The organism is Sphingopyxis sp. H053 (genome assembly GCF_001468225.1).
Taxonomy (GTDB): domain Bacteria; phylum Pseudomonadota; class Alphaproteobacteria; order Sphingomonadales; family Sphingomonadaceae; genus Sphingopyxis.
Genome location: NZ_LNRU01000006.1, coordinates 176,052 through 193,506 on the forward strand (window position 1 = coordinate 176,052; position 17,455 = coordinate 193,506).

Annotated in this window: 19 protein-coding genes; 6 read left to right on the plus strand and 13 right to left on the minus strand. The window is 65.2% G+C overall.

Annotated features, from left to right (window positions below):
* Positions 1-32: 32 nt before the first annotated feature.
* The 3 genes from ATE70_RS13280 to ATE70_RS13290 form a co-directional block, all read right to left on the minus strand.
* Positions 33-980: a DUF4349 domain-containing protein gene (locus tag ATE70_RS13280; protein ID WP_058538382.1), complete on the minus strand. Its 948-nt coding sequence runs from the start codon at positions 978-980 to the stop codon at positions 33-35.
* A 73-nt stretch (positions 981-1,053) separates the two neighbouring features.
* Positions 1,054-3,366, minus strand: a complete 2,313-nt coding sequence (locus ATE70_RS13285) for an ATP-dependent helicase (protein WP_231732689.1) — start codon at positions 3,364-3,366, stop codon at positions 1,054-1,056.
* 10 nt (positions 3,367-3,376) lie between these two features.
* Entirely contained in the window at positions 3,377-4,261 is an 885-nt protein-coding gene (locus tag ATE70_RS13290; RefSeq protein WP_058538383.1) for a Rossmann-like and DUF2520 domain-containing protein, read from the minus strand.
* Between the two features lie 132 nt (positions 4,262-4,393).
* On the opposite strand from ATE70_RS13290, the gene ATE70_RS13295 reads away from it, so the two are divergent.
* From ATE70_RS13295 to ATE70_RS13310, 4 genes are all read left to right on the plus strand, one after another.
* Positions 4,394-4,600: a ParD-like family protein gene (locus ATE70_RS13295; protein WP_037515180.1), complete on the plus strand. Its 207-nt coding sequence runs from the start codon at positions 4,394-4,396 to the stop codon at positions 4,598-4,600.
* 1 nt (position 4,601) lies between these two features.
* Positions 4,602-5,381: a type I methionyl aminopeptidase gene (gene map, locus ATE70_RS13300; RefSeq protein WP_058538384.1), complete on the plus strand. Its 780-nt coding sequence runs from the start codon at positions 4,602-4,604 to the stop codon at positions 5,379-5,381.
* A gap of 71 nt (positions 5,382-5,452) precedes the next feature.
* Positions 5,453-6,019, plus strand: a complete 567-nt coding sequence (locus tag ATE70_RS13305; RefSeq protein WP_058538385.1) for a septal ring lytic transglycosylase RlpA family protein — start codon at positions 5,453-5,455, stop codon at positions 6,017-6,019.
* 79 nt (positions 6,020-6,098) lie between these two features.
* Positions 6,099-7,370: an MFS transporter gene (locus ATE70_RS13310; protein ID WP_058538603.1), complete on the plus strand. Its 1,272-nt coding sequence runs from the start codon at positions 6,099-6,101 to the stop codon at positions 7,368-7,370.
* Here ATE70_RS13310 and ATE70_RS13315 read toward each other — a convergent pair.
* Genes ATE70_RS13315 through ATE70_RS13325 form a run of 3 tightly spaced genes read right to left on the minus strand, consistent with a single transcriptional unit; the run spans position 7,354 to position 9,733 of the window.
* Positions 7,354-8,283: a DMT family transporter gene (locus ATE70_RS13315; RefSeq protein WP_058538386.1), complete on the minus strand. Its 930-nt coding sequence runs from the start codon at positions 8,281-8,283 to the stop codon at positions 7,354-7,356. The two genes, ATE70_RS13310 and ATE70_RS13315, sit on opposite strands and share 17 nt — an antisense overlap.
* 50 nt (positions 8,284-8,333) lie before the next feature.
* Positions 8,334-8,885 carry a 16S rRNA (guanine(966)-N(2))-methyltransferase RsmD gene (rsmD, locus tag ATE70_RS13320; protein WP_058538387.1) on the minus strand — a complete coding sequence of 184 codons (552 nt, stop codon included), beginning with the start codon at positions 8,883-8,885 and terminating at the stop codon, positions 8,334-8,336.
* Positions 8,885-9,733 carry a pseudouridine synthase gene (locus ATE70_RS13325; RefSeq protein WP_058538388.1) on the minus strand — a complete coding sequence of 283 codons (849 nt, stop codon included), beginning with the start codon at positions 9,731-9,733 and terminating at the stop codon, positions 8,885-8,887. Before ATE70_RS13325 ends, rsmD begins: the two co-directional genes overlap by 1 nt.
* 155 nt (positions 9,734-9,888) lie before the next feature.
* On the opposite strand from ATE70_RS13325, the gene ATE70_RS13330 reads away from it, so the two are divergent.
* Both ATE70_RS13330 and ATE70_RS13335 read left to right on the plus strand, forming a co-directional pair.
* Complete coding sequence (locus ATE70_RS13330; RefSeq protein WP_058538604.1) at positions 9,889-10,326, plus strand: response regulator transcription factor; 438 nt, start codon at positions 9,889-9,891, stop codon at positions 10,324-10,326.
* A 121-nt stretch (positions 10,327-10,447) separates the two neighbouring features.
* Positions 10,448-12,160 carry an AmpG family muropeptide MFS transporter gene (locus ATE70_RS13335; RefSeq protein WP_231732690.1) on the plus strand — a complete coding sequence of 571 codons (1,713 nt, stop codon included), beginning with the start codon at positions 10,448-10,450 and terminating at the stop codon, positions 12,158-12,160.
* Here ATE70_RS13335 and ATE70_RS13340 read toward each other — a convergent pair.
* From ATE70_RS13340 to ATE70_RS13370, 7 genes are read right to left on the minus strand one after another with little or no spacing between them, the layout of a single operon-like run.
* The gene (locus tag ATE70_RS13340; RefSeq protein WP_058538390.1) at positions 12,132-13,448 is read right to left on the minus strand and encodes a bifunctional folylpolyglutamate synthase/dihydrofolate synthase; all 1,317 of its coding nucleotides are present in this window, start codon (positions 13,446-13,448) and stop codon (positions 12,132-12,134) included. The genes ATE70_RS13335 and ATE70_RS13340 overlap by 29 nt on opposite strands.
* A 1-nt stretch (position 13,449) precedes the next feature.
* Positions 13,450-13,695, minus strand: a complete 246-nt coding sequence (locus ATE70_RS13345; RefSeq protein WP_058538391.1) for a DUF6959 family protein — start codon at positions 13,693-13,695, stop codon at positions 13,450-13,452.
* Positions 13,692-14,543: an acetyl-CoA carboxylase, carboxyltransferase subunit beta gene (accD, locus tag ATE70_RS13350; protein ID WP_058538392.1), complete on the minus strand. Its 852-nt coding sequence runs from the start codon at positions 14,541-14,543 to the stop codon at positions 13,692-13,694. The genes ATE70_RS13345 and accD overlap by 4 nt, the downstream gene beginning before the upstream one ends.
* Positions 14,540-15,331 (minus strand): tryptophan synthase subunit alpha, encoded by a 792-nt coding sequence (gene trpA, locus ATE70_RS13355; RefSeq protein WP_058538393.1) that lies wholly within the window; start codon positions 15,329-15,331, stop codon positions 14,540-14,542. Before trpA ends, accD begins: the two co-directional genes overlap by 4 nt.
* Positions 15,328-15,519, minus strand: coding sequence for a hypothetical protein (locus ATE70_RS13360; protein ID WP_058538394.1), 192 nt, complete (start codon positions 15,517-15,519; stop codon positions 15,328-15,330). The genes trpA and ATE70_RS13360 overlap by 4 nt, the downstream gene beginning before the upstream one ends.
* Positions 15,519-16,730 (minus strand): tryptophan synthase subunit beta, encoded by a 1,212-nt coding sequence (gene trpB, locus ATE70_RS13365; protein WP_058538395.1) that lies wholly within the window; start codon positions 16,728-16,730, stop codon positions 15,519-15,521. The genes ATE70_RS13360 and trpB overlap by 1 nt, the downstream gene beginning before the upstream one ends.
* Positions 16,727-17,359, minus strand: coding sequence for a phosphoribosylanthranilate isomerase (locus ATE70_RS13370; RefSeq protein WP_058538396.1), 633 nt, complete (start codon positions 17,357-17,359; stop codon positions 16,727-16,729). Before ATE70_RS13370 ends, trpB begins: the two co-directional genes overlap by 4 nt.
* Positions 17,360-17,455: the final 96 nt, after the last annotated feature.

Here is a 17,455-nt window from a genome sequence, read left to right on the forward strand (position 1 = left end):
ATCGGACCTTTGCAAGCGACGCCCCGCGTGCCTCAGGCTGCAGTAGGGGAAGCTTCGGGCGGCCTGGTTGCGCCGCGGAGCCATTTCCGGGCGACGAGCATGGGCCGGGTCCGCCAGATCATCATCAGCAGCGCGAAGAACAGCGCCCACGGCAGGACGGCGGCCCCAACGACAAGGATGAAGGACAGCATTACGCTGCCGCTGTGGACGAGCATGTTCAACGCGTCGCTGAACGGGTTGCCATAGCCGATGCCGGGCAGCCCGCCGGTGCCGACGTAATCGAATTGCATCGGCGTCGTGGCGAGCATGGCCTCGCCGGTCCGGCGCGTGTCGCGTTCGCCGTCGAGCTGGCGGCGCATTCCCGCGATCTGCTGCTGCAATTCGGCGCGCTCGCGATCGCCGAGACCACCCTGCCGGAGCCGCGTTTCGAGACGCGCGATCTCAGCGTTGAGGTCGGCACTGCGGCGCTGCGAGTCACTGATCTGCGTCCCGACATCCTCGCCGCTGATCCGCGTCGCCGCGAGCACGCCTTCCGCCTTTTCGACGCTTGCGAGGGCATCGCGGCCGAATTTGCGGGCTATTGCGGGATCGAGCTTGAAGAGGAGTTGGGCTTCAACCTCATTTTCGCGCACGAGGCGATAGGTCATGCCGGCGATGCGGCAACGGTTGACCCCCAGCGCTTCGCACGCGGCGGCATGTTCCTCCTGCACCTTGGCAATGCGATTGTCGTCGAGGCGGAAAGCATAGGCATAGTTGAAAGCGACGCCGGGCGCCGACGTGACCCCGACGTTGGGCGGACGCACGGCCCGTGCCGAGCTATCCGAAGGAGCCGGGATCGACAGCGGCGTGGCTTCCGCGGCGGTATCGACCGGGGCCATGTCATAGGTAGGAGATCCCTGGACACTCACCGATTCCGAATTTTTTTCCGAACAGCCGACCAGGGCGAGCGCCATCGCGCCCGCTAAGAGCTTGGTTTTCATGAAGTCTCTCCCAATATGCGACTCATGGTCGCATGATATGAAATATCATAATTGAAAGAGTAGACAATCAATTTCAGGCGAGCTTGATGAAGCTGTCCAATACCCTCTTGCTGCCCGCTTGTTCGAACTCGACTTCGAGCTTGTTGCCGTCGATGTCCGTGATGTCGCCATAGCCGAACTTCTCGTGGAACACGCGCATCCCGATCGCGAGGTCCGATCGTGCCTTCGCACCGACCGAGGCGGCGGGGCCGCGTTCCGACGGCGCGGGCGCGCGGGTTATCGTCGACGATTGCGCCGCCGCCCGCTGCCATGCCGGGCCGCGCGTCATCGTGCGAGCGGGCTGGCGTTCGGCGACATGCGCGAAGGGATCGCCTTGCGCCGACCAGTTGGCGCGCCACAGGCTCTGGCCGCCGCCGAAGCTGTTCTCGCTGTCGACATGCTCGGGCGGAATTTCGGCGATGAAGCGGCTGGGGATGCTGCTCACCCACTGGCCATAGATGCGCCGGTTGGCGGCGTGATAAATGCTCGCGCGTTCGCGGGCGCGTGTGATCGCTACATAGGCGAGGCGGCGCTCCTCTTCGAGGCTTTGCACTCCCCCTTCGTCCATCGAGCGTTGCGACGGGAAGACGCCATCCTCCCATCCGGCAAGGAAGACATGGTCGAACTCAAGCCCCTTGGCGGCGTGGATCGTCATGATCGTAACGGTTTCGGTCGTATCGTTGTTGTCGCGGTCCATGACGAGGCTGACATGTTCGAGGAAGGCCTCGAGCGATTCATATTCCTCCATCGCGCGGACGAGTTCGGAGAGGTTCTCAAGCCGGCCCGCGGCCTCGACGCTGCGGTCGGCCTGGAGCATCGCGGTATAGCCCGATTCGTCGAGGATCAGCTGGGTGAGCTCGGGATGCGACAGCTCGTTCGCCTTGGTTTGCCAGCCGCGCATCTGGGCGATGAAATTCGCGAGCTGGCGGCGCGCCTGCGGCGTCAGCTCGTCGGTTTCGGTGATGCGCGACGCGGCATGAAGGAGCGGCGCCTGCTCGATACGCGCAAACTGGTGGATGCGCGCGAGCGCCTTGTCGCCGAGCCCACGCTTGGGGGTGTTGATGATCCGTTCGAAGGCGAGATCGTCGGCGCTCGACTGGACGAGGCGGAGATAGGCGAGCGCGTCGCGGATTTCGGCGCGTTCGTAGAAGCGGAAGCCGCCGACGATGCGGTACGGCATGCCGATGGCGATGAAGCGGTCTTCGAACTCGCGCGTCTGGAACTGCGCGCGGACGAGGATTGCGGCGCGCTCCAGCGACACGCGGCGGCGCTGGAGCGTCTCCAGCTCCTCGCCAATCCGCCGGGCTTCCTCGGGCCCGTCCCACACGCCGACGACGCGGAGCTTGTCGCCGGGTTCGAGGTCGGTCCACAGCGTCTTGCCGAGGCGCCCCGAATTCTGCGCGATCAACGCCGAGGCGGCCGCGAGGATTTGCGGCGTCGAGCGATAATTCTGTTCGAGGCGGATCACGGTCGCGCCGGGGAAATCCTTCTCGAAACGCAGGATGTTCGCGACCTCGGCGCCGCGCCACGAATAGATCGACTGGTCGTCGTCGCCGACACAGCAGATATTCTTCCGTTGCTGCGCGAGCAGGCGGAGCCAGAGATACTGGCTGGCGTTGGTGTCCTGATATTCGTCGACGAGGATATATTTGAAGCGATCCTGATATTGCGCAAGCACGTCGCGGTGCGTCTTCAGGATCACCAGCATGTGGAGTAGCAGGTCGCCGAAATCGCAGGCGTTGAGCGTCTTCAGCCGCGCCTGGTAGAGCGCATAGAAATGCTGGCCCTTGCCGTCGGCGTAGGATTCCTTGTCGGCGGCGTCGAGGTCGGCAGGAACGAGCCCGCGGTTTTTCCATTTGTCGATGAGGCCGGCGAGTTGGCGCGCGGGCCAGCGTTTCTCGTCGAGTCCCTCGGCCTGAATCAGCTGTTTGAGGACGCGCAGCTGGTCGTCGGTGTCGAGGATGGTGAAATTGCTCTGCAGGCCGACAAGCTCGGCGTGGCGGCGCAGCATCTTGGCCGCGATGCTGTGGAAGGTGCCGAGCCATGGCATGCCTTCGACGACGTCGCCGACCATCCGCCCGATGCGTTCGCGCATTTCGCGCGCCGCCTTGTTGGTGAAGGTCACCGCGAGGATTTCGGACGGCCACGCACGGCGCGTCGCCATGATGTGCGCGAGGCGCGCGGTCAGCGCGGCGGTCTTGCCCGTGCCCGCGCCCGCAAGCATCAACACAGGGCCTTCGGTGGTCAGCACCGCTTGGCGCTGCGGGCCGTTGAGGCCCTGCAGATAGGGCGGGTCCGACGGGTCGGGGCGGGTCAGGTCGGGCAGGGAGGCAGGGGTATCGTTCACGCGCGAACGATTAGGGAACAGCGAGCAGGCTGTCCAGTGCGGTGAGGCGAGAGGAAGCGCCCGTTCCGGTGCGCCTCAACTCGTCGATCGTGGCGAGCGCCATTGCGCGATAGGCGGGCAGAAGCTTCGGCGAATAGGCGGCGAGCGCGTCGATATGGTCGCTTATCGTCCGGTCATCGCCGCGCAGCAACGGCCCCGATAAACCTGCAAAACCCCGATCGAGACTGTTTTCCAGCGCTGCCCGGACAAGCGGAGCGAGCAGCGCCGCCGGATCGTCGACCCCGGCGTCGACCAGCGCGTCCGATGCGCCGGCGATCAGCGTCACCAGATGGTTGGACGCATGGCACAATGCGGCGTGATAGAGCGCGCGCCGTTCCTCGGCGATTTCGACGACGACGCCGTTCAACAGGTCGACAATATGTTTCGCCTGACCGGTGGCTTCGGGCGTCGAGCCGGTGATCGCGAACCGCGCCCCGGCCATGCGCCGGGCCTCGCTTTCGGGGTGTCCGGTGAATGTCATCGCGGGATGCACCGCTGCCGTCAGCCCGCCCGCCGCGCGAACCGGTTCGAGAATCGCGGCGCCGCTGCGCCCGCTGACGTGGAAGACGAAGGGTGTGCGGTCCGTCGGCAGCATCTTTCCAATGTCAGAGGCAATTTCTGCCAAGGCGTCGTCCGACACCGCGATGGCGATAATGTCGCACGCGGCCATCACGCGATCGGCACCTGCGGCGACATCGGCACGCCCAATCCGCGCCGCGGCTGCGCGCGCGCTTTCGGGGGAACGGCTCCAGAGCAGCGGCGGGGCGGCCGAATGCGCTGCGAACGCGATGGCGAGCGCCTGGGCGACGCGGCCCGCGCCGATGATGCCGAACTTACGGGATGGGGGATTGTCCATGCCAGCGCTGTAACGTGTCGGCAGCGGTTTCGCCAATGTGGCGAACGGGCATCTTTCGTCACGGCTTCCGATTGACCAAATTGCACACAAAACATATATGATTCGTATATCGATCAGCTGGAAGAGAAGCCCATGGGTATTGTGAAAATCGACGACGACCTGCATGAAGAAGCGCGGCGGGCCAGCACGGTAATGTGCCGGTCGATCAATGCGCAGGCCGAGTTCTGGATGAAGATCGGCATGCTGGCCGAAGCCAATCCAACCCTCTCCTTCAACGATATCGTGCAGTCGCAGCTCGTTGCGGCGCAGGTGCGCCTCGTGGATGTGGCCGCCGCCTGACATGGTCAAGACCTCGGACGAACTGGCGCTGATGCGCGTATCGGGTAAACTGCTGGCGTCGGTTTTCGAAATGCTGGACGGGCTGGACCTGGCCGGCATGTCGACGATGCAGGTCAACGACCTCGTCGATCGCTTCATCAGCGTCGACCTTGCCGCCCGTCCGGCGAGCAAGGGGCAATATGGCTTCAAATATGTCCTGAACTGCTCGATCAACCATGTCGTCTGTCACGGCGTGCCCGATCCGGACGAGATCATCCGCGACGGCGACATCATCAACCTCGACATCACGCTCGAAAAGAACGGCTTCATCGCCGATTCGAGCAAGACCTATCTGGTCGGCGATGTTCCGCCGGCGGCAAGGCGGCTTGCCCGCGTCGCGCAGGAAGCCATGTGGAAGGGCATCGGTCAGGTGCGCCCCGGGGCACATCTGGGGGACATCGGCTTCGCGATCGAGCGGCATGCCAAAAAGAACGGCTATTCGGTCGTGCGCGAATATTGCGGGCACGGCATCGGCCGCGAGATGCACGAGGAGCCGCAGGTGCTGAATTACGGACGGCCGGGAACGGGCCTGAAGCTGCGCGAGGGCATGGTCTTTACCATCGAGCCGATGGTGAACCAGGGCACCCGCAAGGTCACGACGGCACGTGACGGATGGACCGTCGTGACCAACGACCGGAAACTCTCCGCCCAATTCGAACATACGGTCGCGGTGACAGGCAGCGGCGTCGAGGTCCTGACGCTGCGCCGCGACGAGACGCCGATGCTGGAACGACGGGGGTGATATCTTTGATGGCCGTCCTTTAGCGACGGTCGGGACTTTATCTCGACATTCTCTGCATCTACGGTCGGGCGATGCACGCATATCCCACAATCCGGCTGGCGAGCGCCGCCGCGGCAATTTCGATTCTTTCGGCCTGTGCCGGCGGCAATTTCCGGCCCGTGGTCGACGCGCCGGTCCGGATCGGGCCAGCCTATTCGATCCGCGGCACGACCTATGTGCCCGCCGCCGCCCCGGCCTATGACGCGGTCGGCTATGCCAGCTGGTACGGGAGCGAGTCCGGCAACCGCACCGCTAATGGCGAACAATTCCGTCCGGGCTGGATCACCGCGGCACACACGACGCTGCCGTTGCCGACCTATGTCGAGGTGACCGCGCTCGACACAGGGCGCCGTGTCATCGTGCGCGTCAACGATCGCGGCCCATTTGCGCTCGGGCGGATCATCGACCTCTCGCGCGGCGCCGCCGAAGAGCTCGGTATCAAGGCACAGGGCCACGCCCCGGTGCGCGTGCGCCGTGTCGAACCGTCGGAAAAGGACCGCAAACGGCTTCGCGAGGGCAAGCCCGCCGCGGGACTCCGGCCTCTGTCGGGGGAGGAACTGCAACGGCTTAGGGCACAGCTTCCGGTGAAGGGGCGCTAGGCGGAGCGCATTCCGGCTTGCGCCGGACCGGGGAACGCGTTCAAAGCGGCGCCGATATCGAAAGGCGTTCACCTTGGATCTGGCACCCTATCGCGCGCATCGGCGCATCCTGACCGCGAGCCTTGTCGGCACCGCGGTCGAATTTTACGATTTCTATATCTATGGCACCGCGGCGGCGCTTGTATTCGGGCCGCTTTTTTTCCCGAAGAGTTCGGACTCGGCGCAGCTGATGTACAGCTTCATGACCTTTGGCCTCGCTTTCTTCGCGCGGCCGGTGGGGGCGATCGTCTTCGGCCATTATGGCGACCGGATCGGGCGCAAGTCGACGCTCGTTGCGTCGCTGATGCTGATGGGCGCCTCGACTTTGCTGATCGCCTTTCTGCCGACCTATGCGATGGTTGGGTGGATCGCGCCGCTCTTGCTCTGCATCCTGCGCTTCGGACAGGGGTTCGGGCTCGGCGGCGAGTGGGGTGGGGCGGCGCTGCTCGCGGTTGAGAATGCGCCGCCGGGGTGGAAATCGCGCTTTGGGATGTTCCCGCAATTGGGGGCGCCGGTGGGTTTCATCGCGGCGAACGGACTGTTCCTGTTACTCGGGCTGGGCCTCAGCGATGCCGATTTTGCGGCATGGGGCTGGCGCATTCCGTTCCTCCTGTCGGCGGTGCTCGTCGGGCTGGGGTTGTGGGTGCGGCTCAAGATCACCGAGACGCCCGACTTTGCCGAGGCGCTGGAGAATAAGGCGCCGGTCGCGGTGCCGCTCGGCGACCTGTTCCGGCATCATCTGGTTGCGACGCTCGCAGGGACGTTCGCGGTGGTCGCCTGTTTCGCGATTTTCTATCTCGCGACGAGCTTTGCGCTCGGGCACGGGACGCAGACGCTTGGATATCCCAAGGAGCAGTTCCTGCTGATCCAGCTCGGCGCGATCCTGTTCATGGCGGTGGGAATCATTTTCGCAGGCTATGTCAGCGACGCGTCGAGCGAACAGCGCGTATTGACCTGGGGCTGCGGCGCGACGGTGCTCGTGGGGTTTGTGTTCGGGCCGGCGCTGGCGTCGGGAAGCTGGCTGCTCATCTTCCTTGGCCTCGCGACGGCGCTCTTTGTGATGGGGCTCGTTTATGGCCCGCTCGGCAGCTGGCTGACCGGCCTGTTTCCTGTGCATGTCCGCTATACCGGCGCCTCGGTCGCTTTCAATGCGGGCGGGATATTGGGCGGCGCGATGGCGCCGATCATCGCGCAGGCGCTCGCCGAATGGGGTGGGACCGCGACGGTTGGCTTCTATCTCGCGATCGCGGGCGTGGTGAGCTGGCTGGGTCTGCTGATGGTCCGGCGGCGGGGGATCAGGCGGGACGCCTGACGCGAAAACGGTCGAAGAGGCGGCCGTCGATCGCGACGAGACCTGCGGCGATCAGCGCCATACCGATCCAGTGCCGCGGTAGTAGCACTTCGCCGAGCAGCAGGGTGCCGAGGAGGATCGCGGTGACCGGAATGAGGAGCGTGACGAGCAGCGCGTTGGTCGCACCGGCGCGCGCGATCAGGCTGAAATAGAGGAAATAGGCGACCGTTGTCGAAAGCAGCGCGAGCCCGCCGATCGCAAAGAGCGTGGTCGTGCCGGGAAGGGCAAGCTGCCACGGGGCGTCGACGAACAGCGCGACCGGCAAAATGAGCAGTGTGCCCGCGACAAGCTGCCCCGTCGCGACGTCGAGCGGGCCGACGCCCCAAGCGCGGAACCGGCGGCCGTAAACCCCGGCGAGCGCGTAGCAGAAGGTCGCGCCAAGGCAGGCGAGTTGTGCGGAGAGGCTGGTGCCTACCCCCGACAGCGCACCGCCGCCGATCATTACCGCGACCCCGGCGATGCCCGCGCCGACACCGACGAGTTTCGCGGGCGTGGCCTTTTCATCGGGGGTGAAAAGATGCGCGACGATCACGCCCCAGAGCGGGGTGGTCGCGTTGAGAATCGAGGCGAGGCCGCTTGCGATCTGGGTCTGCGCATAGGCGAAAAGCGAGAAGGGGAGCGCAGTGTTGAGCAGGGCGAGAAGAAAAAGCGCGGGCCAGAGCCCGGCGCGGCGCGGCATAACGCGGCGGGTAGCGGCCATGAAGCCCAGCATCAGCAACGATGAGAGGCCAAGGCGGGCGAGGACCAGGGTGAAGGGCGGAACCTCGCGCAGCGCTATGCCCAGAAAGAAGAAGGAGCCTCCCCACAGGATCGAGAGCAGGATCAACATGCCCCATTCGGCGGCGCCCATCCGGAAGTTGATCGGTGCTGTCATGACGGGGCCCTAGCGGCGAACGGAACGGCGAAGCATCCCGCTTCTTGCGGTCAAAGCCGGCCCGCCCGGACCAGCAGCGTCAGCTTCGCCTTGCCGACCTTGCGTTCGGCATCGATCTCGAAGCCTGCGACGTCGACCGCTTCATTGTGCGCGGTCTCGATCGACACCCAGCTGTCGGCGCCGATCCAGCCGAGGCGGTTGAGCTTATCGAGCGCGACGCTGCCCGCTCCGGTGTCGTAGGGCGCGTCGAGCAACAGCAGATCGTAGGTGCGCTTGGCGGGGCCGAGGCTCATCACCGAGCCGGCGCGGATGTCGGCGCGTGCGGTGGCCTCCAATGCGCCCAGATTCTTGCGCAACACGTCGAGCGCGTCGCGATCCTGCTCGGCGAACAGGCATTGTTCGGCGCCGCGCGACAGCGCCTCGATCCCGAGCGCGCCCGACCCCGCGAAGAGATCGGCGACGACCAGTCCCTCGAAACTGCCGACGCGGCTCGTCAGCATCGAGAAGAGCGTCTCGCGCGTGCGGTCGGCGGTCGGGCGCGTCGCGTCATTCTTGGGCGCGAGCAGCTTGCGGCCGCGCCATTCGCCAGCGATGACGCGCATCAGCCGAGGTGCCGCCGGAATTTGAACAATTCGTCGCGCGGGACGACATCGACCGCGCCGAGCGGCATGCCGCCGAGTTCGAACGCGCCGTAGCGCGTGCGGATCAGTCGGCTGACCTGCAACCCGAAATGTTCGAGCACCTTGCGGACTTCACGGTTCTTGCCTTCGGTCAGCGTCATTTCGACCCACTGGTTGCGGCCCGTGCGGCGTTCGAGGTTGGCGTCGATCTTGCCGTAGCGGACGCCGTCGATCTCGATCCCCATCGCGAGCTCCTCGAGCTGCGCTTGGCTGATGTCGCCGAACGCGCGCGCGCGATAGGTGCGCTCGACGCCGCTCGCGGGCAGTTCGAGCTGGCGCTTGAATTCGCCGTCATTGGTGAGGAGCAAAAGCCCCTCGGTGTTATAGTCGAGACGGCCGACGGGCATCAGGCGCGGAAGATCCTTGGGCAGCAGATCGTAGATCGTTTTGCGTCCCTTGGGATCACGCGCCGCGGTGATGCAGCCCGCGGGCTTGTTGAAGCGGTAGAGGCGCGTCGAGACGGGCTTGGCAACGGGGTTGCCGTCGACGGTCAATCCTTCGAGCGAGGTGAGCAGCGGGGCGGGATGGACGATGACCTGCCCGTTGAGCGCGATGCGGCCTTCTTCAACCATGCGTTCGACGTCGCGGCGCGAGCCGACGCCGGCGCGCGCGAGCAGTTTGGCGATGCGCTGCGGTCCGTCCTCGCGCTCGGCCTCGGCGGGTTTGGTTTTGAGCGCGGTTGCGGCGCCGCGTGCGGCGCGGCGGCCCTTGGGGGCGTCGCGGTCTGCGGTGGGGCGAGGCGTCGAGCGGGGTGGACGGCGTGTCGTCATCGGAACGGATGCGGCTTTCTTGTCGTTTTCAAGGAAAATAGTGTTGCGTTGTGATCACGCTCATAGCCGGAAAAGACTCGCTTCGTCGATGGCAAGCAGAAGCAATCTTGCAGGACGGCGCGGAGCGAGTCATGGCGATGTTAAAGGGAGTCATCATGCTCTTCGCCCACCGCCCCACCTGCATCAAGCGGTTGCTGATCATCGAGGATGATCCGCTGACCGCGTTCGACAATGAGCACACGTTGAAACTCAGCGGGTACGACATCGTCGCAACGGTCGATTCGGGCGAGGCCGCGGTGGCGATTATGGCCGCCGAGCCGATCGACGCGGTCGTTCTGGATCTGGGGCTGGCGGGCCATATGACGGGGCGCGAGGTCGCGCGTCTCGCACGCGATCGCGGTATTGCCGTGCTGCTGGTGACCGGCCAATGCCCCGAGGACGGCGCCGACATCGCGGTCGCCTGCCTCGGCAAGCCGCACAGCGCCTCTGCGCTCGTCGCGGCGCTGCGTGCGGTCGAGACGATGGCGTGCAAGAATCAGGCGCCGCGCAAGGTCAGCGGCCTCACGACCTTTTGGCGTCCCGAAGCGGCGTGAGATGCGACGGACCGACCGCGCACGGCGGATCGGCAGCCAATTAGCCGCTTCCAATTTGTCCCCAACGCTTTAGGCCAAGATATGACCGGCCGCGGCCCGTCACAGGTCCAAAAGGGGGAATATGATGGCGACAGATGCGGCGATGCCGGCACCGAAGGGGTGGCGCGACAGTCTGCGACCCTATCTGGAGCCTGCGCCCCTTGCTGCACTGTTCCTTGGCATATCGTCGGGTTTCCCGTTCGCGATGATCGGCGCGACACTGACGACACGGCTCGCACAGGACGGTATCGAGAAGTCATCCGTCACCGCCTTTGCGCTGACCTTTCTCGCCTATAATCTGAAATGGGCATGGGCGCCCGCGATCGACCGATTCCGCATCCCTGTCCTCGGGCGGATCGGCCAGCGGCGATCGTGGCTGATCCTTGTCGGCGCGCTTGTTTTCGTCGCTGTGTCGGTGCTGGGCAATCTCGATCCAAAGGCTTCGCTTGCGGTCGTCGCGCTCGCGGCGATCGCGGTCGGGCTCGCCGGCGCGACCTATGACATCGTAATCGACGCCTATCGCATCGAACTGCTTGCGCCAGAACAATTGGGCACGGGGTCGGGCATGTCGCAATACGGCTGGCGCATCGGTGCGGCGGTGGCGGGCGCCCTGGCGCTCGTTGTCGCCGAACGCGCCGGTTGGGGCGTTGCCTATATGGTCTGCGCGGCGCTGGTCCTCCCGGCAATCATCACCGGGTTGGTGATGGGCGAGCCCGAACGCAAGATCGAGCGGCATTGGCCGGCGTTCCTGTCGCGTGCCCACTACGCGCTCTTCATTGGCAGCTTCCCGCTCGCGTTTCTGATCGCGCGGCAGATCGACCTATGGCTCGGCGTCGACATCCTGACGCTGATGGTCCTGGTCGGATATTTGTTCCCGTTGTTCGACCTGAGTGCCCGGCGCGCCCGCGACATCGGGTGGAGCGGGCACATCAACTGGATCATCGCGCTGCCGGCGCTGGCGCTGGTCGCGGTGCTGGCGGCGGATTGGGGGACGATCGCCGCCTATGTCGGGTCGACGCTGCTTTGGTTCGTCCTTGCCGTTGGCGCGCTCGTCATCGGGGCGCTGGTCGCGCTGCCGACCAAATCGCGCGAAGGGCAGGCCGCCGACAAGGGCGCCGTCGGGCCGCTGGCGGAATTTTTCTCGCGCGAGGGGGCAATCCTGATCCTCTTCTTCCTGCTGCTCCACAAGATCGGCGACACGCTCGCCAACCTGACCTTCAGGTTGCTGTTCGAGGATCTCGGCTACACCAATGACGAAATCGCCTTTTACGATGTCGGCCTGGGTTTCTGGGCGCTGCTCGCCGGGGTGTTCGTCGGCGGGATCATCTACGCGCGGCTCGGCATGAAACGGTCGGTGTTGCTCAGCCTCGTCCTGATGGCGATTTCGAATTTCAGCTTTGCGGGCCTGGCCGCCGCCGGGCACAGCAATTGGGGCATGGCCGGCGCGATCGGGTTCGAGAATTTTGCCAGCGGAATCGGCGGCGTCTGCGTTGTCGCCTATCTGTCGGCACTGGCCGATCTGCGCTTTACCGCGACCCACTTCGCGCTTTTCTCGGCCGCCGCGAGTATCCTCGGGCGGTTCCTCACCGGGACCAGCGCGGGCCAGCTGATCGAACAGTTCGGCTATGTCGATTTCTATCTGCTGACGACTGCTTTGGCGGTTCCCGGCATCCTTATCTTCTGGTGGATGATGCGGTCGGGACTGGTCGATCGCTCGATCGGTACGGCGGGCGAGGTCGAGATACCCGAAGCGTCGCCTCAGGCCGTCAGTCCGGAAACTGCAGGTTCGCGCTGAGCACTTCGCCGGCGAGATAGAGCGAGCCGGCGATCAGGACGATTTCGCGCGCGGGATCGACAGCGAGATCGCTCAGTGCGTCGGCAACCGAAGCGGCCGCCTTTGCATCGGCGCCAAACGCGGCGGCGCCATGATGCTCGTGCCCCGGGACGGGGACGACGGTCAGGCTGGCGAGGCGATCGGCCAGCGGCGCGACAATCGCCGCCGGATCCTTGTTCGCGAGCATGCCGGTGATCAGATGGACGCGCCGCGGCTCGTCCGCGAACTGGCGTGCAAGCGCGAGCCCCGCATCGACATTATGCGCACCGTCGAGCCAGACGTCGGTGCCGCCGGGCAACAGCGCGGCGAGGGGGCCGGCGCCGAGGTGCTGCATGCGGCCCGGCCAGAAGGCGTCCGCGACGCCGTGCGCGATCGCTTCGTCGGTCGGCTGCGGACCGGGGGCGAGGCGCAGCATCGCGATGGCGAGCCCGGCGTTGCGCATCTGGTGCGGCCCGGCCATGCGCGGACGCATGGGCTCCGCTACCGAACCCAGTTTCGAGGTCCAGCGGAAGCTGTCGCCGCCGGCCTCTATCGCCCAGCCGTTTCCTTCGGGAAATAGGGTGGCGCCGACGGAGGCGACCTTGGCGGCGATGATGTCGCGCACGCCCGGAGAATAGTCGAACGTTGCCACGGGCGTGTCGGATTTGATGATTCCCGCCTTTTCCCACGCGATGCGTATCGCCGGATCGTCGGGCGTTCCTGTTTCGGGGGCTAGCAGGAAGGCTTCATGGTCGATGCCGAGCGAGGCGATGCCGCAGACGGCGGGCGGCGGAATGATGTTGGTGGCGTCCAGGCGGCCGCCGAGGCCCACTTCGATGATGCAGTCGTCGGCGGGAATGCGCGCGAAGGCGAGGAAAGCGGCCGCGGTGGTGACTTCGAAGAAGCTCGCTTGCAGGTCGGCCGCCTCGTCGAGCACCTCTTCGAGCAATGCCGCCAGCAGCGCGTCGTCGATCAGCGTTCCGGCGAGGCGGATGCGTTCGTTGAAGCGCACGAGGTGCGGGCTGGTGTAAGCGTGGACGTGCCGTCCGCTCGCTTCGAGGATCGCGCGGAGGTAGGCACAGGTCGATCCCTTGCCGTTGGTCCCCGCGACATGGAAGGTGCGCGGAAGCTGAAGATGCGGGTTACCGAGACGCGCGCAAAGTTCGGCGATGCGCTCGAGCCCGAGGATGTCGCGGCCCGGTGATAGGGCTGCGAGGCGATCGAGTTGGGCCTGCACCGCAGGGTCGCTGGAACGAGCGTGATCTGCCATATCAGTAGGGAAGCGGTATGCCTGCGTTCACACAGGTTTCTTCGTACCTGTTTCGCGCGCCCTTCAGTATGTCCAACGCTTCCGCAATCAAATCCATTCGCTCATTTTCATCGAGCAAAGCTGAATCCAACAGGCTGACCAAATTGTTCAAGGAATCGCCTTGGACAACAACGCCCGGAAAATTCCGGCCGGGGAGTTGGACAACCGCATAGTTTGTTGCTGGCGAGAGCAACGTTGCCGTGCTCATGCCGCCTTCTCGGGCGCGAGATAGCCGATCAGTCGTCCCAGCGTCTCGGGCAATTCCTTGCGATGCACGACCATATCGATCATCCCGTGATCGAGCAGATATTCGGCGCGCTGGAAACCTTCGGGCAGTTTTTCGCGGATCGTATTCTCGATCACGCGCTGACCCGCAAAGCCGATCAATGCCTTGGGCTCGCTGATCTGGATATCGCCGAGCATCGCATAGCTGGCGGTGACGCCGCCCGTGGTCGGATCGGTCAGGAGCACAATATAGGGAAGGCCGGCGCGGCGCAGGCGCGCGAGCGCGACGGTGGCGCGCGGCATCTGCATCAGCGACAGCGTACCCTCCTGCATGCGCGCGCCGCCGGCGGCGGTGATTGCGAGATAGGGACAGCCGCGCCTGATCGCTTCCTCGACCCCGGCGACGAAAGCTTCGCCCACGGCGACGCCCATCGATCCGCCCATGAAGGCAAAATCCTGGACGCCGATCACGACGGGTTGGCCGTCGATCTTGCCCGCCGCATTCTGATAGGCATCGCGGTCGCCGGTCTGCGCGCGCGCCGCCTTGATGCGGTCGACATATTTCTTGGTGTCGCGAAACTTCAGCGGGTCTTCGGGCGCCGCTGGTGCGCTGATCAGTTCGTGGAGGCCGCCGTCGAACAGCTGCGCGAAACGCTCGGTCGCGCCGATGCGGTCGTGATGATCGCAGCGCGGGCAGACGTTGAGATTGTCTTCCCATTCCTTGACGAACACCATCTGCTGGCACTGGCGGCATTTGTGCCAGAGATTGTCGGCGGTGTCGCGTTTGACCCCGAAGGGCAGCGCGTTGCGAACGCGGTCGAGCCAGCTCATGCGGCGATCTCCTTTGCGCCGTGGATAGCATCGGCGAGCGAACGGGTGAAGGTCTCGACATAAGGCGCGGCGGCGTCGCCATGCTGCGCGATGATGTCGATGAAAGCCGATCCGACGACGACGCCGTCGGCGACCTTGGCGATCGGGGCCGCCTGTTCGGGGGTGCGGACGCCAAACCCTACGGCGACGGGAAGGTCGGTGGCGGCTTTGAGGCGTGCAACAGCTTCGTCGATGCTCGCCTGCGCCGCTTGTTGCTGGCCGGTGATCCCCGCGACCGAGACATAATAAAGGAAACCACCTGCTCCATCGAGCACGGCGGGCAAGCGCGCCGGATCGGTGGTGGGCGTGGCAAGACGGATCAGGTCAACGCCAGCGGCGCGAAGACTCGGGCCGAGTTCGGCGTCTTCTTCAGACGGAATGTCGACGCAGATCACGCCGTCGACGCCTGCTTTGGCACATTCGGCGGCGAACCAGTCGGACCCGCGGATCGTCATCGGGTTGGCATAGCCCATCAGGACGAGCGGCGTTTCGGGATGGCGCTGGCGGAAAGCTGACGCGATGGCGAAGATGTCGGCGGTGGTCGTGCCTTTCGCGAGGCTGCGCAAATTCGCGGCCTGGATCGCGGGGCCGTCGGCCATCGGATCGGTGAAGGGCATGCCAAGCTCGATCACATCAGCACCGCCCGCGACGAGCGCGTCGAGGTTCGCGGCGGTGTCGCCGTCGCCCGCGGTGATGAAGGCCACAAGCGCGGGATGGGGCTTGGCGAAGGAGGCGGCGAAGCGGGTCATCGGGAAGGCGCCCTCAAATAAAAGACAATCGCGAACACGGCAGCAATGCTCGCATTATAGGCCAGTCTTGCGGAGGCGAGATTCCAGGCGTCGAAATTCAAGCCATGCCGAAACAGCAGGTCGGCGAACGACAAGACGACCAGAAAGAGGCAGAAATCGGTAAAAATCCGAACCGGCTTCGATTGCATTACAGCTCCACCCCCAGCGCATCGGCCACGGTGAAGATATCCTTGTCGCCGCGGCCCGAGCAGTTGACGATGATGATCTTGTCCTTGCCCAGCGTCGGCGCGATGCGTTCGGCGGCGGCGATCGCGTGCGCGCTTTCGAGCGCGGGGATGATGCCTTCGAGCTTGGTGAGCTTCTGGAAGCTCGCGAGCGCTTCATCGTCGGTGACGGGTTCGTAGCGGACGCGGCCGATTTCGTGGAGCCAGCTATGTTCGGGGCCGATGCCGGGATAGTCGAGACCCGCCGAGATGCTGTGCGCCTCGGTGATCTGGCCGTCCTCGTCCTGCAACAGATAGGTCTTGTTGCCGTGGAGAATGCCTGGGCGCCCGCCCGCGAGGCTGGCGGCGTGCTTCTTGTCGAGCCCTTCGCCCGCGGCCTCGACGCCGACGATTTCGACGTCTGCATCGTCGAGGAAGGGATGGAAGAGGCCGATCGCGTTCGATCCGCCGCCGACGGGAGCGATCAGCATGTCGGGGAGGCGACCTTCGGCCTCGAGGATCTGTTCACGCGCTTCGTCGCCGATCACCGACTGGAAATCGCGGACGAGCTCGGGATAGGGGTGCGGGCCCGCGACGGTGCCGATGATGTAAAAGGTGTCGTGGACGTTCGCGACCCAATGGCGCAGCGCCTCGTTCATCGCATCCTTCAGCGTCTTGGCGCCCGATTCGACTGCGACGACTTCGGCGCCGAGCAATTTCATGCGGAACACGTTCGGCTGCTGGCGTGCAACATCGACCGCGCCCATGAAGATGGTGCAGGGCAGGCCGAACAGCGCGGCGACGGTTGCGGTCGCGACGCCGTGCTGGCCGGCGCCGGTTTCGGCGATGATCTTCGTCTTGCCCATGCGTTTGGCGAGCAGGATCTGGCCGATGCAATTGTTGATCTTGTGCGCGCCGGTGTGGTTGAGATCCTCGCGCTTGAGGTAAATCTTCGCGCCGCCGAGATGCTCGGTCAGCCGCTCGGCGAACCACAGCGGGCTGGGGCGGCCGACATAATGTTTGAGCAGATAGTCGAACTCGGCCTTGAACGCGGGATCGGCCTGCGCCGCGCGATAGTGGCGCTCGAGGTCGAGGATCAGCGGCATCAGCGTTTCGGCGACATAGCGGCCGCCGAACTGGCCGAAATGGCCGCGTTCGTCGGGGCCGGAGCGAAGGCTGTTGGGTAAGTCGGTCATCGACCCGCCGCTTTAAGGAAAGCCGCGATCTTGTCCACATCCTTGACGCCCGGCGCGCTTTCGACGCCCGACGAAACGTCGACGAGCGGCGCGCCGGTCGCGGCGATCGCTTCTGCGACATTCTCGGGGGTGAGGCCGCCCGCAATGCCCCAGTCGATGCCGTGGCGATGGTTTTTGAGCAGCGACCAGTCGAAACGCGTGCCGGTGCCGCCCGGCATGGCGGCGGCGGGCGCATCGAACAGGATGCGATCGGCGACGCCCTGATATTTCTGCATCCGCACGAGCGTGTCGGCGTCCTTAAGGCCGATGGCCTTCCACACTTCGGCGGGTGTCAGCCGCTTTACGACACCCAGCCATTCGGGGGTTTCGGTGCCGTGGAACTGGACGATGTCGGGGCGCACCATGCCGAGCGCGTCGCCGGTGAGTTGCTGCGGTGCGTTGACCAACAGCAGCGCAACCTTGATGTTGGCCGCGCCCGCGCGTTTGCGCAGCTCGGCCGCGGTCTTGAGGTCGACATAGCGCGGGCTCGGCTCATAGTGATTGAGGCCGATGTGCGTCGCGCCGTGACGGATGGCGGCATCGACCTCTTCGATCGTCTTGAGGCCGCAGATTTTGACGAGTGGGGGCATGGTCAGACTCTAATTTGTCCGTTCGCATCGAGCGAAGTCGAGAGGCCCCTCGATCTTGCGCTGCTCCGATGGGTGTCTCGACTTCGCTCGACACGA